The 22,943-nt window shown below is 48.4% G+C and carries 17 protein-coding genes; 7 read left to right on the top strand and 10 right to left on the bottom strand.

The genetic code is table 11. From position 1 onward, the window contains the following. Nucleotides 1-9 precede the first annotated feature (9 nt). Entirely contained in the window at nucleotides 10-1,383 is a 1,374-nt protein-coding gene (dbpA, locus tag K0335_RS03120; RefSeq protein WP_000123664.1) for an ATP-dependent RNA helicase DbpA, read from the top strand. A gap of 112 nt (nucleotides 1,384-1,495) precedes the next feature. On the opposite strand, the gene ttcA is transcribed toward dbpA, so the two are convergent. The 5 genes from ttcA to K0335_RS03095 form a co-directional block, all read right to left on the bottom strand. After that, nucleotides 1,496-2,431, bottom strand: a complete 936-nt coding sequence (gene ttcA / locus K0335_RS03115) for a tRNA 2-thiocytidine(32) synthetase TtcA (protein ID WP_000081412.1) — start codon at nucleotides 2,429-2,431, stop codon at nucleotides 1,496-1,498. Nucleotides 2,432-2,700: 269 nt separating this feature from the next. Beyond that, complete coding sequence (uspF, locus tag K0335_RS03110; RefSeq protein WP_000091708.1) at nucleotides 2,701-3,135, bottom strand: universal stress protein UspF; 435 nt, start codon at nucleotides 3,133-3,135, stop codon at nucleotides 2,701-2,703. A gap of 139 nt (nucleotides 3,136-3,274) precedes the next feature. Beyond that, complete coding sequence (gene ompN / locus K0335_RS03105; RefSeq protein WP_000824340.1) at nucleotides 3,275-4,408, bottom strand: porin OmpN; 1,134 nt, start codon at nucleotides 4,406-4,408, stop codon at nucleotides 3,275-3,277. A gap of 341 nt (nucleotides 4,409-4,749) precedes the next feature. Next, nucleotides 4,750-8,274 (bottom strand): pyruvate:ferredoxin (flavodoxin) oxidoreductase, encoded by a 3,525-nt coding sequence (nifJ, locus tag K0335_RS03100; RefSeq protein ID WP_219393722.1) that lies wholly within the window; start codon nucleotides 8,272-8,274, stop codon nucleotides 4,750-4,752. A 348-nt stretch (nucleotides 8,275-8,622) separates the two neighbouring features. Then, complete coding sequence (locus K0335_RS03095; RefSeq protein WP_104919785.1) at nucleotides 8,623-9,606, bottom strand: pentapeptide repeat-containing protein; 984 nt, start codon at nucleotides 9,604-9,606, stop codon at nucleotides 8,623-8,625. A 280-nt stretch (nucleotides 9,607-9,886) separates the two neighbouring features. On the opposite strand from K0335_RS03095, the gene K0335_RS03090 reads away from it, so the two are divergent. Then, on the top strand, nucleotides 9,887-10,153 hold the full coding sequence (locus tag K0335_RS03090; protein ID WP_001200698.1) for a DUF333 domain-containing protein: 267 nt from the start codon (nucleotides 9,887-9,889) through the stop codon (nucleotides 10,151-10,153). On the opposite strand, the gene hslJ is transcribed toward K0335_RS03090, so the two are convergent. Together hslJ and ldhA are read right to left on the bottom strand one after the other, a co-directional pair. Next, a complete protein-coding gene (hslJ, locus tag K0335_RS03085; RefSeq protein WP_001225220.1) occupies nucleotides 10,150-10,572 on the bottom strand; it encodes a heat shock protein HslJ in 423 nt (140 codons plus the stop codon). The genes K0335_RS03090 and hslJ overlap by 4 nt on opposite strands. A 101-nt stretch (nucleotides 10,573-10,673) precedes the next feature. Further along, nucleotides 10,674-11,663 carry a D-lactate dehydrogenase gene (ldhA, locus tag K0335_RS03080; RefSeq protein ID WP_000762216.1) on the bottom strand — a complete coding sequence of 330 codons (990 nt, stop codon included), beginning with the start codon at nucleotides 11,661-11,663 and terminating at the stop codon, nucleotides 10,674-10,676. A 208-nt stretch (nucleotides 11,664-11,871) separates the two neighbouring features. Here ldhA and K0335_RS03075 point away from each other — a divergent pair, with 208 nt between their 5' ends. The 4 genes from K0335_RS03075 to K0335_RS03060 all read left to right on the top strand — a co-directional run bounded on the left by K0335_RS03075 (nucleotide 11,872) and on the right by K0335_RS03060 (nucleotide 15,401). Continuing rightward, a complete protein-coding gene (locus tag K0335_RS03075; protein ID WP_000677046.1) occupies nucleotides 11,872-14,511 on the top strand; it encodes a YdbH family protein in 2,640 nt (879 codons plus the stop codon). Then, the gene (locus K0335_RS03070; protein ID WP_000698138.1) at nucleotides 14,508-14,693 is read left to right on the top strand and encodes a YnbE family lipoprotein; all 186 of its coding nucleotides are present in this window, start codon (nucleotides 14,508-14,510) and stop codon (nucleotides 14,691-14,693) included. Before K0335_RS03075 ends, K0335_RS03070 begins: the two co-directional genes overlap by 4 nt. A 4-nt stretch (nucleotides 14,694-14,697) precedes the next feature. Continuing rightward, complete coding sequence (locus K0335_RS03065; RefSeq protein WP_002432189.1) at nucleotides 14,698-15,024, top strand: YdbL family protein; 327 nt, start codon at nucleotides 14,698-14,700, stop codon at nucleotides 15,022-15,024. Between the two features lie 71 nt (nucleotides 15,025-15,095). Then, nucleotides 15,096-15,401, top strand: coding sequence for a hypothetical protein (locus K0335_RS03060; protein WP_001038881.1), 306 nt, complete (start codon nucleotides 15,096-15,098; stop codon nucleotides 15,399-15,401). A gap of 111 nt (nucleotides 15,402-15,512) precedes the next feature. Here K0335_RS03060 and feaR read toward each other — a convergent pair whose 3' ends face one another. Next, nucleotides 15,513-16,418, bottom strand: a complete 906-nt coding sequence (feaR, locus tag K0335_RS03055) for a transcriptional regulator FeaR (protein ID WP_219393721.1) — start codon at nucleotides 16,416-16,418, stop codon at nucleotides 15,513-15,515. 235 nt (nucleotides 16,419-16,653) lie between these two features. Here feaR and feaB point away from each other — a divergent pair, with 235 nt between their 5' ends. Beyond that, on the top strand, nucleotides 16,654-18,153 hold the full coding sequence (gene feaB / locus K0335_RS03050; RefSeq protein ID WP_000138624.1) for a phenylacetaldehyde dehydrogenase: 1,500 nt from the start codon (nucleotides 16,654-16,656) through the stop codon (nucleotides 18,151-18,153). Nucleotides 18,154-18,211: 58 nt separating this feature from the next. On the opposite strand, the gene tynA is transcribed toward feaB, so the two are convergent. Beyond that, nucleotides 18,212-20,485, bottom strand: a complete 2,274-nt coding sequence (gene tynA / locus K0335_RS03045; RefSeq protein ID WP_000535434.1) for a primary-amine oxidase — start codon at nucleotides 20,483-20,485, stop codon at nucleotides 18,212-18,214. Nucleotides 20,486-20,732: 247 nt separating this feature from the next. Then, on the bottom strand, nucleotides 20,733-22,778 hold the full coding sequence (paaZ, locus tag K0335_RS03040) for a phenylacetic acid degradation bifunctional protein PaaZ (RefSeq protein ID WP_001186492.1): 2,046 nt from the start codon (nucleotides 22,776-22,778) through the stop codon (nucleotides 20,733-20,735). Between the last annotated feature and the right edge of the window lie 165 nt (nucleotides 22,779-22,943).

The following is a 22,943-nucleotide window of genomic DNA, read 5'->3' as shown; positions in this document are numbered from 1 at the left end:
AGAATAATTGTGACCGCTTTTTCCTCACTTAACGTTTTGCCTGCCGCCCAACTTACAAATCTTAATGAGTTGGGCTATTTAACCATGACACCCGTGCAAGCTGCGGCGCTACCTGCAATTCTTGCCGGGAAAGATATTCGCGTACAAGCGAAAACCGGTAGTGGCAAAACGGCGGCCTTTGGTCTCGGATTATTACAGCATATCGATGCCACTTTATTTCAGACACAGGCATTAGTGTTGTGTCCGACGCGTGAACTGGCAGATCAGGTTGCGGGGGAGCTGCGTCGCCTGGCACGTTTTCTGCCCAATACTAAAATCCTGACCTTATGTGGAGGTCAACCGTTCGGCATTCAGCGTGATTCATTACAACACGCTCCGCATATTATTGTAGCTACGCCGGGGCGTTTGTTAGATCACCTGCAAAAAGGCACCGTCTCGCTTGAAGCACTGCATACGCTGGTTATGGACGAAGCTGACAGAATGCTTGATATGGGATTTAGTGATGCCATCGATGAAGTCATTCGCTTTGCCCCGGCGTCACGACAGACGCTGTTATTCTCGGCTACCTGGCCAGAAGCTATTGCCGCCATCAGTGGGCGTGTACAGCGTGATCCACTCACCATTGAAATTGATAGCACCGATGCATTACCGCCGGTTGAACAGCACTTTTACGAGACGTCATCATCAGGAAAGATTTCACTATTGCAACGTCTGCTGAGCGTATATCAACCGTCATCTTGTGTGGTGTTCTGTAATACCAAAAAAGATTGTCAGTTGGTTTGTGATGCGCTAAACGACGTGGGGCAAAGCGCAATAGCGTTACATGGTGATTTAGAACAACGCGATCGTGATCAAACCCTGGTGCGTTTCGCTAACGGGAGTGTACGGATATTAGTGGCCACAGATGTCGCCGCGCGTGGTCTGGATATTAAATCACTCGAGCTGGTCGTTAATTTTGAGCTGGCCTGGGATCCAGAAGTACATGTTCATCGCATCGGGCGTACTGCCCGAGCCGGGAAAAGTGGTCTGGCAATCAGCTTTTGCGCGCCGGAAGAGGCTCAGCGTGCCAATATCATCTCCGATATGTTGCAATTGAAACTGAACTGGCAAATGCCACCTGCGGTTACTACCATCGTGCCACTGGCTGCTGAAATGGCTACCTTATGTATCGATGGTGGGAAAAAGGCCAAAATGCGTCCTGGCGATGTCCTTGGGGCATTAACCGGGGATATCGGGTTGGATGGTGCCGATATTGGTAAAATTACCGTGCATCCGGCGCATGTTTATGTCGCAGTACGACAAGAAGTGGCTCATAAAGCGTGGAAGCAATTACAGGACGGGAAAATTAAAGGCAAGACTTGCCGGGTACGATTGCTGAAGTAACCTGAATGCCGGAAGCAATACAGAAGCATTTTCTCCGGCATACACATAACTGGATTAATACTGGTATTCATGCCCGATAATCTTGCGCATCGGGCAATGAATGACAGGTCAGTTATTTGACTTCCACCACGTTCAATCGCAACTCATCAAGTTGATTTTCATCATCTTCTGGTTGCCATCCCGCAGGTTGCAGTGGGAGCTCTTCGCGGTCAAATGCCAAATCGCCGCCATTAATCACTTCAGAACCGTGTTTAATGCCTTTGAAATCAAACAAATTGGTATCACACAAATGTGAAGGCACCACGTTTTGCATTGCGCTGAACATGGTCTCGATACGCCCCGGATAGCGTTTGTCCCAGTCGCGCAGCATATCTGCGATAACCTGGCGTTGCAGGTTTGGCTGCGATCCACACAGGTTGCATGGAATAATGGGGAATGCTTTGGCATCCGCAAAACGCTGGATATCTTTCTCACGACAATAGGCCAGCGGGCGAATCACAATATGTTTACCATCATCGCTCATTAGTTTTGGCGGCATACCTTTCATCTTACCGCCATAGAACATGTTCAAAAACAGCGTTTGCAGGATATCGTCGCGATGGTGGCCCAGCGCGATTTTGGTTGCACCGAGTTCGGTAGCGGTACGGTACAAAATACCACGGCGCAGACGTGAACACAGAGAACATGTCGTTTTACCTTCCGGGATCTTCTCTTTAACGATACCGTAGGTATTTTCTTCGACAATCTTGTATTCAACACCAAGCTTTTCCAGATATTCCGGCAGAATATGTTCAGGGAATCCTGGTTGTTTTTGATCAAGATTCACCGCCACCAGCGAAAAACTGATCGGCGCGCTTTGTTGTAAATTGCGCAGGATCTCCAGCATGGTGTAACTGTCTTTGCCACCGGAAAGGCAAACCATAATGCGATCACCATCCTCAATCATATTGAAGTCAGCAATCGCTTCGCCCACGTTACGGCGCAGACGTTTCTGCAATTTGTTCAGGTTGTAGATTTCTTTCTTACTAAATTCTTGATTTTGCGACATTTAATAGTGGCTCAATTCATTATGTGGCATCAGAAGAGTATGCATCACGCCGGAAAATCCGGCAAAAGAAGTCTGATATAAAACTGTGGCGTGTATGGTACGGATTAGTGCAGTAAATGTCAGCACATTTAGAACCTGTCCCATCAGGCTCTTTTATTTGTCATTCTGCCCCAATGAAGCTTACGTATGCGCTGGACGCGCCCAAAATGTTGGCGGGGCAGGCAATAATTGTCGGAGAGTAAGCCCGCACGTAATGGCGGGCTGAATAATTAACGCACTACCAGCACCGAACATTCGGCGTGGCGCACAACGGCAGCTGCGTTGGAACCAAGCAGGTAGGTGGTAATATCCGGACGATGAGAAGCAATAATGATCAAATCGGCAGGTAAGGTTTTCGCCAGCTCAAGAATCTTGTCTTTTGGTGCACCTTCTGCAACATGGATATGTATTCTGTCGGTGGGAATATTAAACTTCTGAATAATATCTTCCAGTTGCGATTTGCCTTCCGCTTTCAGATCATCCATTGCGGGTAATTCAGCGGAATAGGCCAGCCCCAGAGAAGCGTAATAGGGCAAAGATGGAATAACAGTCAGAAAGTGAACCTGTGCATCATCTATTTTTGCTTCGTTCTCAACATGGCTTATCACCCGTTGAGTTAATTCTGAATCAGAGATATCAATTGGGACAAGAATCGTTCTACTCATAAAACCTCCTGTTTACAAATCCGTATAAAGTGTAACGCCTTATCCGACATTATGTACAATGACCACGGTCACATTTTCACATTAATTCAACAGGAAGAGGCAACAGGAAAAAACCCGCCGTTGCCGGCGGGCTATAGGTTTAGAACTGGTAAACCAGTCCCAACGCTACGATATCATCGGTATTGATACCATTAGCAGCGTAGAAACTATCATCTTCATCTAACAGGTTGATTTTATAATCAACATAGGTAGACATATTTTTGTTGAAGAAGTAAGTCGCGCCAATATCAGCATATTTCACCAGATCTTTATCATCGACACCTGCCGGGTTATCCGCACCACCAACAGCATTCAGATCACGGCCTTTGGACATCAGGAATGAAACAGCCGGACGCAGACCAAAATCGAACTGGTATTGTGCGGTTACTTCAAAGTTCTGAGTTTTATTTGCCACGGCATAATCGCTGTCGCCAAACGGAGTCATATTGCGTGTTTCAGAATACATAGTTGCGAGATAGATATTGTTGGCATCGTATTTCAAACCTGCGGTCCACGCATCAGCTTTATCGCCACCAGCAGCAGTATGATTCACCTGGTCATTGGTACGGTCAGATGAGGTATAAGCGGCACCAGCACTAAAGCCCATGCCTAAATCGTAAGTGGTGGAAAGACCCCAGCCATCACCGTTTTCATGACGAATATCGCGTCCGTTATTTGTGCCTTCCTGACCATTAGTCGCGCCTTCGTTATTACCCTGATACTGCACGGCAAAATTCAGGCCGTTAACCAGTCCAAAGAAATCGGTATTGCGATAAGTTGCCACGCCGTTGGCACGACCCGTCATAAAGTTGTCGGCATTAGTATAAGAGTCACCACCAAATTCCGGCAGCATATCTGTCCAGCCTTCAACGTCGTACATAACACCATAGTTACGGCCATAATCGAAAGAACCGTAGTCGGCAAATTTCAATCCAGCGAATGCCAGTCGAGTCCATGATTGGTTTTCTGAAGACTCAGTATTATTGGCCTGAATATTGTATTCCCACTGACCAAAACCCGTAAGCTGATCATTAATTTGTGTTTCACCTTTAAAGCCAAGACGTGCATAACTTTGATCGCCATCTTTCGCTGAACTATCAGAGAAATAATGTAAACCATCCACCTTGCCATAAAGATCTAACTTATTACCGTCTTTATTATAAATTTCTGCCGCATGAACTGCCCCTGCAGCAAGCAGTGCAGGGATGACGAGAGCCAGTACTTTTCTTTTCATTGATATATTCCTTTTATTTTATTATCTACCTGTTACTACCCCGTATAAGGGGGTGAAAACATGCTAAAGGAGAAGTTCCATAAAAGGATAAATATCAATTGTTGCGTCTTAAGTTAAATCTTAATCAAATAATACCACTGAAATCATCATAATTTAGGTGAATGTATTAAGCGTAAGTATATAAAATAAAAATTATACAAATGACAGCCGGTGCGATATTCTCCAGCCGTTATATGCCTTTCTTGTCACTATTGCTTTTTATGCTGGGCTACCGCAGATTTACTCATTTACCAGCAATATAATCGACAAGCCCGAACAAATGTCCGGGCTTTTTTTATTTTTTACTCTGAACTGCTTTTTTCCGCTTTTCCGGCCATTTGTGCCAGGAAGTCATAGCGTTTTTGCAAATCAGCTGCAGCATCTTTCCATAACTGTTCTGCCACTTCTGGCTGCTGCGAATTCAGACGACGGAAACGCTGCTCGTGAAGTAACGTTTCTTCCAGTGCCTCTGACGGCGGGCGTGAATCCAGCGCCAGCGGCAATTTACCTTCATCGGCACGACGCGGATCAAAGCGATATAACGGCCAGAAGCCGGTGGCAGTCAGTTGGCGCATCTGGTCGTGACTGAGTGCCAGATCGTAACCATGCTCTTCACACGGGCTATAAGCGATGATCAGCGATGGCCCCGGATACGCTTCCGCTTCCTGAATCGCTTTCACCGTCTGGTTCAGCTGTGCGCCGAGAGAAATCTGCGCCACATAAACATGACCGTACATCATCATACTGACGCCAAGATCTTTACGCGCTTTACGTTTGCCGTGCTCGCCAAACTTAGTTACTGCACCCAGCGGTGTCGCTTTCGACGCCTGACCACCGGTGTTGGAATAGCATTGCGTATCCAGCACCAGAATATTGACGTTTTCCGTCAGGCTCAATACATGATCCAGACCGCCAAAGCCAATATCGTAAGCCCAGCCATCGCCACCAATCAGCCAGATTGATTTTTCCACCAGTGCATCTGCGTCACGCAGTAGTTCATGTGCTTCAGCAACATCGTTGAGTTGCTGGCGTAAAGCTGCGACCTGTTCACGACGAACCTCTGGCGTGGCGTCTGATTTCAACGCAGTCAGTAATTCCGCCGGGATTTTATCGGCAAATTGATCCAGCAGACGCAGCACGCGGACACGGTGTTGATCGACCGTCAGGCGGAAACCAAGGCCAAATTCGGCGTTATCTTCAAACAGCGAGTTCGCCCATGCCGGTCCACGACCGTTGGCATCAGTGGTATATGGTGTGGAGGGCAGGTTACCACCATAAATTGAAGAACAACCCGTAGCGTTAGCGATCAACATCCGATCGCCATAGAGCTGAGTCAGCAATTTAATATACGGCGTCTCGCCACAACCAGAGCAAGCACCTGAATATTCAAACAGCGGTGTAATCAGTTGCGATGTACGAATATCAATACGTTCCAGTTTGCTGCGATCGATTTCTGGTAAATTCAGGAAGAAGTCGTAATTGATTTTCTCTTCCTCGACATGTTCCAGGCGCGACATCATATTGATGGCTTTAATCTCTGGATCCTGACGGTCTTTCGCCGGGCAAACTTCGACGCACAGGTTACAGCCGGTGCAATCTTCCGGAGCTACCTGCAAGACATATTTCTGCCCGCGCATATCACGCGATTTTACATCCAGCGAATGCAGGCTGGCAGGGGCATTTTCCATTGCTTCAGGCGGCACCACTTTGGCGCGAATAGCTGAGTGTGGGCAAGCGGCGACGCAGTGGTTACATTGAGTACAGAGTTCCTCTTTCCAGATGGGGATCTCTTCGGCAATATTGCGTTTTTCCCAGCGTGTGGTGCCCATCGGCCAGGTGCCATCTGGTGGCAGCGCCGAAACGGGGAGAGCATCGCCAAGCCCAGCGAGCATTGCAGCGGTAACGGTTTTCACGAAATCAGGAGCAGCATCGGAAACCACTGGCGGTCGATTGGCACTGTGCGGATTAACCGGTTGCAACGGAACTTCTTCTACCGATTCACGCGCCAGTGCCAGAGCCTGCCAGTTGCGTTCCACCAGATCCCGGCCTTTGCTGCTGTAGCTTTTGGCAATCGCGCCCTGCAATTCGGCCAGGGCGCTATCGCCAGGCAGAATTTGTGTCAAATGGAAAAATGCCATCTGCATGACAGTATTAATACGGGCCGCCAGGCCACATTCGCGGGCAATTTTCGCCGCGTTAATCACATAGAAACGCGCTTTTTTCTGGTTTAGCACGGCCTGAACTTCCTGCGGTAAGCGCGACCACACTTCCTCTGCGCTGTACGGCGTGTTGAGCAGGAAAATGCCGCCAGGTTGCAAACGTTCAGCCATCTGATATTTGTCGATAAACTGCAACTGGTGGCAGCCAACAAAATCAGCCTGGGAAATCAGATAAGCGGAACGAATCGGCTGCTCGCTCACGCGAAGGTGAGAAACCGTCAGGCCGCCCGCCTTTTTGGAGTCGTAAACAAAATAGCCCTGTGCGTACCACGGCGTGGAATTACCGATAATCTTGATATTGTTTTTGGTCGCGGAAACGCTGCCATCACTACCAAGACCATAAAACAAGGCTTCCAGTTTCGCCGAGTTTGGCAGGGTGTTTTCCGGCAACGGCAGTGACAGATTGGTCACATCATCGTAAATACCAACCGTAAAGCGCGCTTTCGGTTTAGCTGCGTTGAGCTCGGCAAATACCGCCAGTACACAGTCCGGGCCAAATTCTTTGGATGAAAGACCATAGCGCCCACCAATGACACGGGGCAGGGTTTCACGCTCGCCATTATTAAAGGCTTCTGCCAGTGCGGTCATCACATCCAGGTACAGGGGTTCCGCTTGCGCACCTGGCTCTTTGGTGCGATCCAGCACCGCCACTATCCGAACAGAGTCCGGCAATGCTTGCAGTAAGTGTTTGGCGGAGAAGGGGCGGTACAGGCGAACTTTCAGCACGCCGACTTTTTCGCCACGGGTCAGCAATTCATCAACCACTTCTTCACATGTGCCAATGGCAGAGCCCATCAGGATAATCACCCGTTCCGCTTGTGGATGCCCGTAATACTCAAACGGCTGATACTGGCGACCTGTCGCGGCAGCGAAATCATTCATCGCCTGTTCAACATGGTCATAGACTGCGTTGTACCATGGGTTGGTGGCTTCGCGAGACTGGAAATAAGTGTCAGGATTGGCGGACGTACCGCGGATCACCGGATGTTCCGGGTTGAGTGCACGGGCGCGATGAGCATCAATTTCTGCCTGCGGCATCAGTTCAAGAATAGTGTCATCGGCCAGCGGGACAATTTTATTGATCTCGTGGGAGGTGCGGAAACCATCAAAGAAATGAATAAATGGCACGCGACTTTTCAGCGTCGCAATGTGCGAAATGAGAGCAAAGTCTTGCGCCTCCTGGACGTTTGCTGCACACAACATCGCGCAACCCGTCTGGCGCACCGCCATGACGTCGGAATGATCGCCAAAAATAGAGAGTGCATGTGTGGCAACGGTACGTGCCGCAACATGCAGGACAAACGGCGTCAGTTCGCCTGCCAGTTTGTACAGCGTTGGGATCATCAGCAGCAAACCCTGCGATGACGTAAACGATGTTGAGAGGGCGCCAGTTTGCAAAGCACCATGCACGGTAGCGATAGCACCCGCTTCCGACTGCATTTCAACCACGCGTGGTGTGTCTCCCCAAACGTTTTTCAAGCCGTTTCCGGCCCATGCATCAGCCTGTTCTGCCATCGTGGAACTGGGGGTAATAGGGTAGATGGCGATAACTTCACTGGTGCGAAACGCCACCGAAGCTACCGCGCCATTACCGTCAATTGTGATCATAATTTGCTCTCATTGCTAAACGAAAAAGTTAACTCGTTGAAGGGGCGGGAGTCTTTTGCCAGAGGATTTGCCTCGGTATGCTCAACCACCTGTATCTGTCTGTTAAGTCTAGTCAATACAACCTTGCTTTGAGGTTGTTGTAAGGCATAAGTATTAGATGAATGAATAGTTGATACCTGGAGCGAGGATAGCGCAATCTTTGTTAATGGATTTATCCGGGAGTAGCAATACCAGAAGAGAAGGGATAAAAAACATACAGATATATACTTGATCTGATAGTACCTACGAAGATTCAGGGGAAATACTGCGAAAAACACCTTGTCGTTGTTCGCAGTAATATAAGGAAGGTTACTGACTGGTTATATTATTTCGATAATTATCCCAACAATCACTTTGACTGCCATTTAAGAGTAACTCTGCAATGTTTGACTGTGCAACACCATCAACATAAATCCATTTGCTGTGTTCAGCATAGCTATCATTTTCCTCTATCATGGTATCCACTTGTTTTTGACTAAATTGAGCTGAATAAAAAGTATAAGGATTACCCTGGATTTTTATTTTTTTAATGCTTGTTTGTTGTTTTTCATCAGATGAATTTTCTTTAGCATCCAGATGAACATTAGCACTCTCTATCCCTGGCTCAGTAAGATGGGCGTACCAAAAAGTTGAATTGATTATTTTTGCCTTCTCAAGATTGGCTAAATAAAAATGTGCCTGATTCATGTTACAGTCAATTATTGTCGAGTTATGCAAGCTGGAATGAAGAAATTTGGTTTGTTCACAGGTGAGTTGCGACAATAAACGATGTGATAAATCAAGAAAACTCAGATCCTTACCGGAAAAATTCGTACCAGAAGGTATCTCGCACAATGGTTTGAAAAGTTTATTGGTTGTACGCTTTCGCCCACACTCAAAGTGTTTCAGGATAAAACGAAGGGCGCAATCAGTACTGACTTTAAAATCACCGGGTAATTTAATAACCTGATAACTAAGTCGACTGCTATAAGGGATAACATGCATCTCTATACAGTCTTTTTTATGTTCAAGAGTTATCGCAAATTTATCAAATCCAAAACGTAATGGCAGATTGCTTTCATGGCTATTAAATTTTTTTATTAAACTATTATCCGGGCCATGACGATAATCTAAGTAAATAGCCTGATTAAAACTTTCCCGCAACTTTCGATAATTACATTTGCCAAATGTCACAAAACGAAGCAACGAGTCCAGAATATTGTCGCGTTTAGTAAAAGGTTCAATAACTTCGTTACCAAAAAAAACGGCAGCATTTCCCTGATTGAAATAAGATGTATTGATAGATGCTGACATATTATCCTCCTGATGCAAGCCAACTTCATATACCGACTGGATACCTCGCGGGTATGCCTGCGATATTCCCGGTAGCGAGTATCGCTTATCTTTTCGATCATTAATTACAGAAAACGACTTTTTGCGGCGGGCGGAGTGAATAAAAACTGCGCAGCAGCACAAGACGATCAAAAATGAGTAAGAAACTGTGTAAATAGCTGACTCATCTCTCGACGTCTACGGTTGCGCTGCCTATTATTTAGGGCGGTGTCGATTAGCTTACATATCAGAGGAAGAGAAGATGCGAGCAGCGTTATGGGTGGGGTGTGCCGCTTTATTGTTGTCGGCATGTAGTAGTGAACCTGTTCAGCAGGCAACTGCTGCGCATGTGGCGCCGGGACTAAAGGCGTCGATGTCCAGTAGTGGTGAAGCAAATTGCGCGATGATTGGTGGTTCCCTATCGGTTGCCCGTCAATTAGACGGTACGGCTATCGGAATGTGCGCATTGCCCAACGGCAAACGTTGTAGTGAGCAGTCGCTTGCCGCCGGTAGTTGTGGCAGCTATTAATTCACGAGATCTGCCAGCTTAAACATCAGAGTATGCTCTGCGGTTGCCAGTGTCAGTTGATTAGCCGTTAAATCAACTTGCGCACCATTGGAAAGCATCTGGCTGATAGTTTTGTCGAGTTCATTGAGCTGTGGGTTGGCGCACATTTTGCGCGTCATTGCCAGATCCTTAACCCGCAGTTCACCATCAGAAAGTTTACCTTTCCCTGTAAAGTGGTTGCACATACTGCCGCTTACCGTCATGTTTTCCCCAAAGCTCAATTCCGGTTGGGTGGTTTCTCCAGTAACGGGTTTGCCATTAACGCTTTCCAGTACAAAACGGTGATGCTGTAATTGATCACGGTTGACGAACATTTTCCCGTTACTTACACAACCTGCTGTAAGCAGACTCAGCGCAATCAGCGCGACGAACTTTCTCATGTTTATTCTCTGGAACAGTAAAAGCGATATCGTAATGATGTGGTAAAAATTGTCTTCAGGGGTTATCTGAAAATGCTCCCCACAGGTGGGGAGCGATAAGATTACACTAGTTCATTAGGGCAGGTTTCGCCCTTCACCAGTTGGCTGAGATTGCTCAGTGTGGTTTCAGAAATACTGGTTAATGCTTCTGCGGTCAGAAATGCCTGGTGCCCGGTAAACAGCACGTTATGACAGGCAGACAAACGACGGAAGACGTCATCCTGAATAACATCATTAGATTTGTCTTCAAAGAACAGATCCCTTTCGTTTTCATAGACATCCATACCCAGCGAACCAATTTTCTGATTTTTCAGTGCATCAATCGCAGCCTGCGAGTCGATTAATGCCCCACGACTGGTATTAATAATCATCACACCGTCTTTCATCTGCTCAAACGCTGCATGGTTAAGCAGGTGATAGTTTTCTGGTGTTAACGGGCAGTGCAGGGAGATAACGTCCGATTCAGCGAACAGCGTCGGCAGATCGACATATTCCACACCCAGCTCCAAAGCAGCAGCACTTGGATAAGGATCAAATGCCAGCAAGCGCATACCGAAACCTTTCAGAATACGCAGCATTGCCACACCGATTTTCCCGGTGCCGATAACACCTGCTGTTTTACCGTACATGGTAAAACCAGTCAGTCCTTCAAGAGAAAAGTTGGCGTCACGAGTACGTTGATACGCACGATGAATACGACGGTTCAGCGTCATCATCATACCAATGGCGTGTTCAGCAACAGCTTCCGGGTCATAAGCCGGAACGCGCACTACTTTTAGCCCCAGCTCTTTTGCTGCGTCGAGATCAACGTTATTAAAGCCAGCACAACGCAGAGCTATATATTTCACGCCGTGCTTTTTTAGTTCTTCCAGTACCGGACGACTGCCATCGTCATTTACGAAAATACACACGGCTTCACAGCCGTTGGCAGTTTTTGCCGTTTTTTCAGTCAGCAGAAAATCAAAAAATTCGAGTTCAAAGCCAAAGTGCTCATTAACCTGTTGCAGATACTTTTTATCGTACTGTTTCGTGCTATATACAGCGAGTTTCATAAGGCTTTCTCCAGTGATGTTTAAATCACAAACATTGTCTTAAAATTATTTTACAAAATCTAAAAAATAATTGAAAGCTATGGCGTTATTAACCTTTGCAGTGTCATCTATGCTAATTGTAGGCGTAACCTTCAACTGAACGGGCAAACATGCCACAATACGCGCCTTTACTGGCTAAATTTTCGCTAAATCAGGATATTAACTACCCATGAAGGGTAAATATAAAGCCCTGGTGGCGCTTGTTTTACTGATCATTCTACTGCCGCTGACGCTGCTGATGACGCTCGGCTTGTGGGTTCCCACACTGGCGGGTATCTGGCTGCCAGTGGGTACACGTATCGCCCTGGACGAAAGCCCACGCATCACCCGGAAAGGGTTATCGATTCCCGATCTACGTTATCTGGTTAATGATTGCCAGCTGGCGCAGCTGAAACACGCAGAGCTTTCACATCCGGATCGCTGGCAATTAGTGATCGGCGCTCTGGAAATTGATTCAGCCTGTCTGGCTAAACTACCGGAATCAGCACCTTCGCCCGCAGCACCAACAACGCTTGCTCAGTGGCAAGCAATGTTACCTAATACCTCGATCACTATCGACAAACTGGTGCTTTCGCCATGGCAAACCTGGCAGGGAAAACTCTCTCTTTCCCTGACTCCCGCCATTCAACAACTGCGTTATCAGGGAGACAAGGTCAATATTCAGGGGCGATTACAAGGGCAAACCCTGACAATCAGTGAATTTGCTATCGATGCCTTCGAGAACCTGCCGCCAGTCAAACTGGTGGGGGAATTCACCATGCCTCTTGTACCGGACGGGCTTCCAGTGAAAGGACGAGCTGTCGCCACACTGAACTTGCCACAAGAACCCTCACTGGTAGATGCAGAACTGGAGTGGCGTGAGAATACCGGGCAACTCATTGTTATGGCGCGTGATAATGCCGATCCGCTGCTTGATCTTCCCTGGCTGATTACCCACGAACAATTCACTATCAGTGATGGTCGCTGGAACTGGCCGTATCAGGGCTTCCCACTGAGTGGTCGCATGGGCATTAAAATTGATAACTGGCAGCAGGGACTGGAAAACGCGCTGATCAGTGGACGAATAAATGTTCTTACACAAGGTGAAGCGGGTAAGGGAAACGCAGTGCTGAACTTCGGCCCAGGTAAATTGAGTATGGATAATAGTGTAATGCCCATGCAACTGACCGGGGAAGCGAAGCAAGGCAATCTTATTTTCTATGCCCGTTTACCTGCGAAACTTACTGGTAGTCTCAGTGATCCGGCACTGGCCTTTGAACCTGGTGCATTGCTGCGTTCGCGTGGTCGTTTGATTGATTCTCTGGATATCGACGAAATTCGCTGGCCCCTGGCAGGTGTGAAAGTTACGCAACGCGGGGTGGATGGACGATTGCAAGCCATATTGCAGGCCCATGAGAATGAATTGGGCGATTTCGTGTTACACATGGATGGCCTGGCCAACGATTTCCTTCCAGATGCCGGGCGCTGGCAGTGGCGTTACTGGGGCAATGGTCGTTTTACGCCAATGAATGCGCGTTGGGATGTCGCTGGTAAAGGGGAATGGCATGACAACACTATCACTTTGAATGATCTTTCTACCGGCTTCGATCAACTGCAATACGGCACCATGAAGGTTGAAAGCCCACGACTGATTCTCGACAAACCCGTCGTTTGGGTACGTGATGTGCAGAATCCTTCGTTTAGTGGCGCACTCTCACTGGATGCCGGACAGACGCTTTTCACGGGTGGCAGTGTATTGCCGCCATCAACCTTAAAATTCAGTGTTGAAGGACGCGAGCCAACTTATTTTCTCTTTAAAGGTGATTTACATGCCGGCGCTATTGGCCCGGTACGGGTAAATGGTCGCTGGGATGGTATTCGCCTTCGCGGTAACGCATGGTGGCCAAAGCAATCGCTAACTGTGTTCCAGCCATTAGTGCCGCCAGACTGGAAGATGAAACTGCGCGATGGGGAGTTGTATGCCCAGGTGGCGTTTTCTGCTGCCCCTGATCAAGGATTTCGTGCGGGTGGTCATGGTGTGTTGAAAGACGGTAGCGCCTGGATGCCAGATAACAAAGTCAACGGTGTTGATTTTGTTTTGCCGTTCCGCTTTGGCGATGGTGCCTGGCATATGGGGACTCGCGGCCCCGTTACGTTGCGAATTGCCGAAGTGATTAATCTGGTGACAGCGAAAAATATTACGGCTGATTTGCAAGGGCGCTATCCGTGGACTGAAGAAGAACCATTGCTGTTGACCGATGTTAGCGTCGATGTGTTAGGCGGTAACGTGCTGATGAAACAATTACGGATGCCGCAGCATGATCCGGCGTTGCTGCGGTTGAATAACCTCTCATCCAGCGAGTTGGTTAGCGCCGTCAATCCGAAACAATTCGCTATGTCCGGGGCATTTAGTGGTGCATTGCCGTTATGGCTGAACAATGAAAAATGGATTGTGAAAGATGGCTGGCTGGCGAATAGCGGGCCGATGACATTGCGACTGGATAAAGACACCGCAGATGCGGTGGTAAAAGACAATATGACGGCAGGTTCAGCGATCAACTGGCTACGTTATATGGAAATTAGCCGGTCATCGACAAAAATTAACTTAGATAATTTGGGTGTGTTAACGATGCAGGCAACCATTACTGGTAACAGTCGGGTCGATGGCAAAACAGGCACGGTAAATCTCAATTACAACCATGAAGAGAATATTTTTACGCTGTGGCGTAGTTTACGCTTCGGCGATAATCTCCAGACATGGCTGGAGCAGAACGCGCATCTACCTGTAAATGACTGTCCACAAGGAAAAGAGTGTGAGGAAAAACAATGAAAATATTACTTGCTGCGTTGACGTCGTCTTTTCTGCTGGTTGCCTGCACTCCGCGTATTGAAGTCGCTGCGCCCAAGGAACCGATCACTATCAATATGAACGTTAAAATTGAGCATGAGATCATCATCAAGGCAGACAAAGATGTTGAAGACTTGCTTAAAACCCGTAGCGATCTTTTCTGAGGCGATGATGAAGAAAACATTACTTCTTTGTGCGTTTCTTATTGGACTGGTAAGCAGCAATGTAATGGCATTGACTCTGGATGAAGCCAGAACTCAGGGGCGGGCAGGTGAAACATTTTATGGTTATCTGGTTGCGCTGAAAAAGGATGCTGAAACAGAGAAATTAGTAACAGAGATTAATGCTGCGCGTAAAGCGAGCTACCAACAACTGGCAAAGCAAAATAATGTGTCGGTAGATGATATCGCGAAACTCGCCGGGCAAAAGCTCGTAGCTCGGGCCAAACCGGGGGAATATGTACAAGGGATAAACGGTAAGTGGGTGCGAAAATGATGGTTATCAACAGTTGATTACAATTGCTACAAGAAAATAAAGCCAACCTAAAATAATTGTTGCGGTGCATAATGAACAAAAACAAAGCGTTAAATATTGTTAATGAAAAGCTATTGGGCGAACAGTCTATTCCCGTTCGCGTAAGAGCGAAAATCCCATTCTCAGAAAGTGAGGTTACGCTATTATACGAAGCGCTGGATTATCTCGGGGATGTTTATCGTCACCAGGATACCGTACCGAAGTCTTTGGCTCTGGCGTTAGTTGATGTTTATGGCCTGTTTTCCTTCAGGGAGGGGATGTACAGTCATGAACAATTAGTAGCGTTAGAAGATATCGGGATAACGCTACAGGAGAAGGCGATTAATCTATTTTCCTGAAACAAGGTGAATATTCAAAAACTCTGGTCAAACTGCCTTTTGCCCTGAAAAATGTGTAGTCAAATATCTGTTTTAACTAATTCGCGTTGCTGTACATGCAACGCGAATTAGTTAGCGGAATTTACGCCGATACTCGCCTGGCGTCATCCCAAAGCGTTGCTTAAATACCGTTGAAAAATAACTCTGGTCGGAAAATCCCCAATGAAAGCCAATGCCTGCCAATTTTTCATCATCTGCGGCATGACGAATCGCATCAGCACAAAAATCGAGACGACGGTTACGAATATATTGCGCGACCACCAAACCTTTATCGGCAAACATTCGGTACAAACTACGTACTGACATACCTGTCTCTCCGGCTATCCACTCCGGGCGTAATATCTCTTCGCGAATATTATCGTCTATCAACGTAACCACTTTTTGAAACTGACGTTCACGGCGAGGTTGAACAGATTCCCGCTGATGAAGTACCGGGCGCAGCAGACACACCATCGCCTGTAGCGCAGCTTCACTTTCTGTTTCAGAAAGTGCCGGGTTATTCATGCTCTCCTGTAACAGGCGATGACTGAGTTGCACCATGGGTAAGTCAGCGTCCAGTCTTTCTGCACAGACAGGTTTTTGATGGGGAAAATATTGTTCCAGCAGAGTGCGTGGCAAAAGTAATGAAATCTGTTTAGAAGATTCCTGCCAGTAAAGCGAACAGGGGCGTGAGGCATCGAGTAACGTAATATCGCCTGCGCCAATCTGTACCTGACGCTCATCCTGCTCCATTATTGCCTGACCACTAAGCTGAAAAACGGTGTAAAACCAGGCATCGTCGCTGCCTTTTACTTCCTGCCAGGTGCGGGATAAATTCACCCCGTTGGTTGTCACGGTACTCAGCTTTAGTCCTTTGGCAAAATGCGTATCCAGTACACCCGTGTAACGCTCAGTCAGCAGGCGTCCGGTAAAATTTCCGCATACCTGATTGATTTGGGAAAGCCATTGCTGAAACTCATTATCCACTGCGGGGTTCATGGCACGTTTTCGCTCTGTGAAATGTATTTTTATTGTTGCATTTGTGTTGCAATAAACGAAGCTAATGAGCCTGACTATAGGAAATAAGTCTTGTCAGGCATAGAGGCATAAGCGGTTATTGTCACGATTTGCGGAGCTTGTCACAGCTGACAAAGCGAATGTCACAGCGAAAAAAGTGACTTTTCTTGTCGCTGCGTACACTGAAATCACACTGGGTAAATAATAAGGAAAAGTGATGACAGAGCCGCACGTAGCAGTATTAAGCCAGGTCCAACAGTTTCTCGATCGTCAACACGGTCTTTATATTGATGGTCGTCCTGGCCCCGCACAAAGTGAAAAACGGTTAGCGATCTTTGATCCGGCAACCGGGCAAGAAATTGCGTCAACTGCTGATGCCAACGAAGCGGATGTAGATAACGCGGTCATGTCTGCCTGGCGGGCCTTTGTCTCGCGTCGCTGGGCCGGGCGATTACCCGCAGAGCGTGAACGTATCCTGCTACGTTTTGCCGATCTGGTGGAGCAGCACAGTGAGGAGCTGGCACAGCTGGAAACCCTGGAGCAAGGCAAGTCAATTGCCATTTCCCGTGCTTTTGAAGTGGGCTGTACGCTGAACTGGATGCGCTATACCGCCGGGTTAACGACCAAAATCGCGGGTAAGACGCTGGACTTGTCGATTCCCTTACCCCAGGGGGCGCGCTATCAGGCCTGGACACGTAAAGAGCCGGTTGGCGTGGTCGCGGGAATTGTGCCATGGAACTTCCCATTGATGATTGGCATGTGGAAGGTGATGCCAGCACTGGCAGCAGGCTGTTCAATCGTGATTAAGCCATCGGAAACCACGCCACTGACTATGTTGCGCGTGGCGGAACTGGCCAGCGAGGCAGGTATTCCTGATGGCGTTTTTAATGTGGTCACCGGGTCAGGTGCTGTATGCGGCGCGGCCCTGACGTCACATCCTCATGTCGCGAAAATCAGTTTTACCGGTTCAACCGCGACGGGCAAAGGTATTGCCAGAACTGCTGCTGATCGCTTAACGCGTGTAACGCTGGAACTGGGCGGTAAAAACCCGGCAATTGTATTAAAAGATGCTGATCCGCAATGGGTTATTGAAGGCTTGATGACCGGAAGCTTCCTGAATCAGGGGCAAGTATGCGCCGCCAGTTCGCGAATTTATATTGAAGCACCGTTGTTTGACACTCTGGTTAGTGGATTTGAGCAGGCGGTAAAATCGTTGCAAGTGGGACCGGGGATGTCACCTGTTGCACAGATTAACCCTTTGGTTTCTCGTGCGCACTGCGACAAAGTGCGTTCATTTCTTGACGATGCGCAGGCACAAAAAGCAGAACTGATTCGCGGTGCCAGTGGCCCAGCCGGCGAGGGGTATTATGTTGCGCCAACGCTGGTGGTAAATCCCGATGCTAAATTGCGCTTAACTCGCGAAGAAGTGTTTGGTCCTGTGGTTAACCTGGTGCGCGTAGCGGATGGAGAAGAGGCGTTACAACTGGCAAACGACACGGAATATGGCTTAACTGCCAGCGTCTGGACGCAAAATCTCACCCAGGCTCTGGAATATAGCGATCGTTTACAGGCTGGTACGGTGTGGGTAAACAGCCATACCTTAATTGACGCTAACTTACCGTTTGGTGGGATGAAGCAGTCAGGAACAGGCCGTGATTTTGGCCCGGACTGGCTGGACGGTTGGTGTGAAACCAAGTCGGTATGTGTACGGTATTAATCTTGTTCGCTCATAAGTAAAAAACGGCACCAGGTGCCGTTTTTTTAGTCTGAAACAATCAATTATCTTTCTTTATCGCCCCAAGCGTTGGCGTCTCGTCAAAGAAGTTCCAGGGTTTAAGCAGAGTATGTACCCATTCGGTCGGCATAATCGGCCACTCTTCGGCACGGGCCACATGTGTGGTGCCGGTGGTCATCCAGACAACGGCGTCGGTGTTGTCCAGCGACTCGTTATCCTTACTGTATTGTCCAAGACCGGTGTCATGAGTGGAACGGTTCGGGTATTTGCCTTCCGGAAAACGCTCGCCAGGATGGTAACGCGTTACCCAAAGCTGCTTGTCCATAAAGCTTAAACGATGATAGATCCACTCGTCCGGGGCGAACTGGGCACCTTTTGCTACCGGATGAGTACCCCCTGCATAAGGAATAATTTGATAGGAAACCGGATTGCCCATGCGGTTCTCTTTGTTCGGGTTACTCAACAGACGAATCGTGCCCGGATCAAACTTCTGCGCGGCATCCTGTTCATTGCCGATGTTGTACTGATTAACTTGCATGGTACTGGTGCGTGGGCCACCGGCAGTATTCGGTTTTACCACCGGGTCCATCGCCACCAGGCTGTTATTTTCGCCATCTACATCCAGATCGAGGCGGAAATTATAAATATGTTGGTGTGTAGTACCCACGATATTGTGGTCGATAAGCGTGCCGTAGCGCGTGTCATCTTTCGCCGTCTCATCGTGCATGGTTTTCGCTTTAACACCTTTCACCGCTTCGATGCCCGTAGCACCGGCATCAATGCCAATAGTGCCGTTTTCATGGAAGATCCAATCAAAAATGTAGTCATAGTTACCCACTGTACTGATCCAGCGCACCACCAACTCCCGGCGTTCGGTACTGACGTTGGGCTGGCCCATTTCCTGATGCTTATACTCAGGCCCGGCATAACGTTCAAATACCGCGATAGCGCGAGGGATCTCCATCGGCACGCCAGTGTAGTCGGCGATGGTTTCATTGAGGAGTACAGCGTTAGAGGGTGCATCTTTGCCACGTGCAATTGGCGAGGTTAGCGTGCCCATACCGTAGTCACCAGAATCCAGATACGCTTTAAAGTACCAGCCAATATCAGGATCACCGTAAGGCACAATCATGCCGCCGAGAGAACCTTCGTACATGACTTTGCGTTTGGTGCCATTGTCGTTATAAGTCACGGTGGAGATCATCGGTCCGACGCGAGAGTTCATGCTGAGGTGAAAATCCCAGTTACGCCAGTGAATCATATCGCCAGTAATGGTGTAATTTTTACCTTCAGGCTCGATGATTTGCATAGGCTTAACTGCCGGAGCAACGCGGTCACGGCCATCAAATGGGCGTGCGGTCATTGGCACCGGAACTACCGGACCTTCTTCAATCTTAACGATTTTTTTCTGTTCTAAATCAACGACCGCCACCAGGTTTTCGATGGGATGTGCCCAGTAGTTGCCATCACCGACATCAAGATAGCTGATGACTTTGAGCAACCGGGCATCTTGTTTCAGGCCATCTTTACCATCGAAATAACCTACGGTCAGCGGCGTGGTAATCACTTTCTTCGCATCAGTAATACCGCGCTTCTTCACGGCAGCGGCAAATTCTTCACTGTTGTTAATAATGTTCTGCACACTGGCGAAATCATCCAGCAACACCATACCGTGGGCATCTTTAATTGGTTGCCAGGAGAGCAGTTTGTTGTTTTGCAGATCCACCACCGCTTCAATGATATGTTTGCCGTCGAGCATAATGACGTCGGCTTTGCGTGGCTGGTCAACCGGTTTGTTTTCCAGCGCAAAAGCCCAGACAGCTTCTTTATCTGGCGGTAGCAGGGAGATCTCAGTAAAACGGGTATTGGGTTTGAAGTCCGCGGAAGCTTTAACAATTTCAACGGCCTGTTTAATTTCGTTCGCAGTTAGCGCATTAAGTGGGTGAGGGCGCTTTTCTACCTGAAAGGTTTGATCCAGCCCGGACTGGAAAACATCGTTAATAAAGGTGTCAGAAACCCAGGCTTTATTGTCTTTCATCACTACCGGCACTTGCAGTGCCAGAGACTGACCGTTAACAATTGCTGTTTGCGCACCAGGCTTCACTTTCACGTACGCGCCATCTTTTATCAGCGTAAAGATCTGTGCGTAGTCGTCCCACTGCACATCGGCACCAAATTCTTTAAGCGTTTCATCCATTGGCACCATATGCGCTTCACCACCGTGGGCAAATACCGGTGCTTGCCAGGCGAAACTTAAGGCGACTGCCAACGCCAGGGCTGTTTTACGGGCAGAATACAGAGAGGGACTTCCCATTATTAACCTCGTCAGATGTTGTGTTCTTGTTAGCAACCGCGCTCTGTGGGCGGTTTAGTCAGGTTCACATTATCAGTACTGATGTAAAGGGGATTGCCTGCACCTGCCAGGTTGTTTGGCAGATGTGCCAGCTTTTCATACAGTGGGTGCCCTGAAAAAAGATGTACACACCAGACATAATGTGACAACGTCACAAGATTGAGTGAAATAAAAGGGCAACTATTCGCCGTTGCCCTTCATTCACTGATTAATCGACAAAATCACCGTGCTGCCTGGCCACCAGCGTCAGAATTGAATACAGCGCCACCGGGGTTTGATGCTGATTGAATACCTCTACCGCCCATTCCACAACACCTGTTGGTTTTTCTTCTGCATTACGCTGTTTTTTCAGTGTTTTGCGCTTACAGGTGAGACGCACCTGGATGGTATCGCCTGGTTTTACGGGCTCGATAAAGCGCAAGTTTTCCAGCCCGTAGTTAGCAATGACCGGACCGACACCGGCATCGACAAACAGACCCGCAGCCGCAGAAAGCACAAAATACCCATGCACCACACGCTCACCGAAAATAGATTCGGCAGCAGCAATCTTATCCATATGTGCATAGAAATGATCGCCGCTGAGGCAAGCAAAGTTAACAATATCGGCCTCTGTCATTGTGCGGCGGGGAGTCAGCAGGCTGTCGCCTGGTTGTAGCTCCTCAAAATATTTGCGGAACGGATGAATACGATCTTCTTCGACTTTCGCACCACGCACCCACTGTTTACTGATAGCGGCAAGCATCGTTGGACTACCCTGAACAGCGGTTCGCTGCATGTAATGTTTTACCGCTCGTAAACCACCTAATTCTTCACCGCCTCCTGCGCGACCAGGCCCACCATGTACCAGTTGTGGCAGTGGGGAGCCATGCCCGGTGGATTCTTTTGCCGATTCTTCATTGAGGATCTGAATTCGCCCATGCGCACGTGCCGCTTCGGCAATAAACTGGCGCGCAATTTGCGGATCAGCCGTCACCAGCGTTCCTGCAAGGCTACCGCCGCCTGCACAAGCCAGTTGCAGAGCATGCTGCTGGTTTTGTGCTGGCATCAGCGTTGCGACAGGGCCAAAGGCTTCTGTTGCATGTACCGCCGGTGTTTCGTCCGGCTGCGGACAGTACAATAAGGTTGGCGGGAAGAATGCACCCGCAGCAGATAAATCCGCATGACCACCGAGGCGAATCTCGCATCCTGCAGCCAGCAATGTGTTCACTTTTTCCTGCACATCGGCACGTTGCTCAGCATTTACCAGTGCGCCCATTTTCACGCCTTCCTGCGCAGGATCACCGACCACGACTTTCTGTAATCGCGCAACCAGAGCATCACTGACAGCATTAACCAATGCCTGCGGCACAATAATCCGCCGGATTGCCGTACATTTTTGCCCGGCTTTTGTGGTCATCTCACGCACAACTTCACGAATAAACAGTGCAAACTCCGGTTGATCCGGGGTGATATCTTCGCCCAGTACACAGCAGTTCAGGGAATCAGCTTCCATAGTGAAGGGGATAGATTTGGCAACGATATTTGGCTGAACTCGCAGCATCTGTCCGGTCGTCGCAGACCCCGTGAAAGTCACCACATCCTGGCTGTCCAGATGATCCAACAGATCACCCGCACTACCGCAGATCAGACTAATTGCGCCTTCGGGAACAAGACCGCTATCGACAATTGATTTCACCATCGCCTGAGTCAGTTGGGCCGTCGCGGTGGCTGGTTTGATGATGGCAGGCATCCCACCCAGCCACGTTGGAGCCAGCTTTTCCAGCATTCCCCAGCAGGGGAAGTTAAAGGCGTTAATATGCACTGCCACGCCTGACTTCGAGGTCAGTACATGGCGTGCAGCAAATCCACCTTCTTTCGATAATGGGATCAATTCATCTTCCGGCCACAGCGTATCGTCAGGCAGCTCCCGGCTACCGAGGCTGGCGTAAGTAAATAACGTCCCAATGCCACCTTCAATATCAACCCAACTGTCTGCCCGCGTTGCGCCTGTCTGTGCAGAAAGAGCATAGAAGCGCTCTTTTTCACTCAGCAGATGTTTAGCGACCGCTTTAAGCATCGCCGCACGTTCGATAAAGGTCATAGCGCGGAGGGCGGGGGCACCTTTTTCAATGGCAAACTGGCGGGCAGCCGCCATATCAAGACCTTCACTGGTCACTTCCCATAACGCCTCGCCGCTGATGGCGTGGTGAATCAAACGGCTACGGCCCCGGCCAGACTGCCAGGTACCGGATAAGAAACTGGCTAACTGCTGCATCGCTACTCTCCAGATGTTTCACATTTCTGTTGCTAATAGTTAAATCACGAATCATAAAAAGCAAGGTGTCTTTTAACGAAATGTTAACTATGCGATCTGTATAGCAACAGTGAAAAACATTAATGCACTGATAAATAACGAGTTGTAAAAATAGGCTGCGAAATC

The organism is Escherichia sp. GZ89 (assembly GCF_019366485.1).
Lineage (GTDB): Bacteria > Pseudomonadota > Gammaproteobacteria > Enterobacterales > Enterobacteriaceae > Escherichia > Escherichia fergusonii.
This window is presented reverse-complemented; position numbering and strand designations above follow the sequence as displayed.

Excerpts from the sequence above, each read along its gene's own strand:
- feaB (WP_000138624.1), top strand. The coding sequence starts at position 16,654 with ATGACAGAGCCGCACGTAGCAGTATTAAGCCAGGTCCAACAGTTTCTC.
- K0335_RS03075 (WP_000677046.1), top strand. The coding sequence starts at position 11,872 with ATGAAGGGTAAATATAAAGCCCTGGTGGCGCTTGTTTTACTGATCATT.
- ldhA (WP_000762216.1), bottom strand. The coding sequence starts at position 11,663 with ATGAAACTCGCTGTATATAGCACGAAACAGTACGATAAAAAGTATCTG.
- K0335_RS03095 (WP_104919785.1), bottom strand. The coding sequence starts at position 9,606 with ATGTCAGCATCTATCAATACATCTTATTTCAATCAGGGAAATGCTGCC.
- K0335_RS03090 (WP_001200698.1), top strand. The coding sequence starts at position 9,887 with ATGCGAGCAGCGTTATGGGTGGGGTGTGCCGCTTTATTGTTGTCGGCA.
- ompN (WP_000824340.1), bottom strand. The coding sequence starts at position 4,408 with ATGAAAAGAAAAGTACTGGCTCTCGTCATCCCTGCACTGCTTGCTGCA.
- paaZ (WP_001186492.1), bottom strand. The coding sequence starts at position 22,778 with ATGCAGCAGTTAGCCAGTTTCTTATCCGGTACCTGGCAGTCTGGCCGG.
- ttcA (WP_000081412.1), bottom strand. The coding sequence starts at position 2,431 with ATGTCGCAAAATCAAGAATTTAGTAAGAAAGAAATCTACAACCTGAAC.
- K0335_RS03070 (WP_000698138.1), top strand. The coding sequence starts at position 14,508 with ATGAAAATATTACTTGCTGCGTTGACGTCGTCTTTTCTGCTGGTTGCC.
- uspF (WP_000091708.1), bottom strand. The coding sequence starts at position 3,135 with ATGAGTAGAACGATTCTTGTCCCAATTGATATCTCTGATTCAGAATTA.
- hslJ (WP_001225220.1), bottom strand. The coding sequence starts at position 10,572 with ATGAGAAAGTTCGTCGCGCTGATTGCGCTGAGTCTGCTTACAGCAGGT.
- feaR (WP_219393721.1), bottom strand. The coding sequence starts at position 16,418 with ATGAACCCCGCAGTGGATAATGAGTTTCAGCAATGGCTTTCCCAAATC.
- nifJ (WP_219393722.1), bottom strand. The coding sequence starts at position 8,274 with ATGATCACAATTGACGGTAATGGCGCGGTAGCTTCGGTGGCGTTTCGC.
- tynA (WP_000535434.1), bottom strand. The coding sequence starts at position 20,485 with ATGGGAAGTCCCTCTCTGTATTCTGCCCGTAAAACAGCCCTGGCGTTG.
- K0335_RS03060 (WP_001038881.1), top strand. The coding sequence starts at position 15,096 with ATGAACAAAAACAAAGCGTTAAATATTGTTAATGAAAAGCTATTGGGC.
- K0335_RS03065 (WP_002432189.1), top strand. The coding sequence starts at position 14,698 with ATGATGAAGAAAACATTACTTCTTTGTGCGTTTCTTATTGGACTGGTA.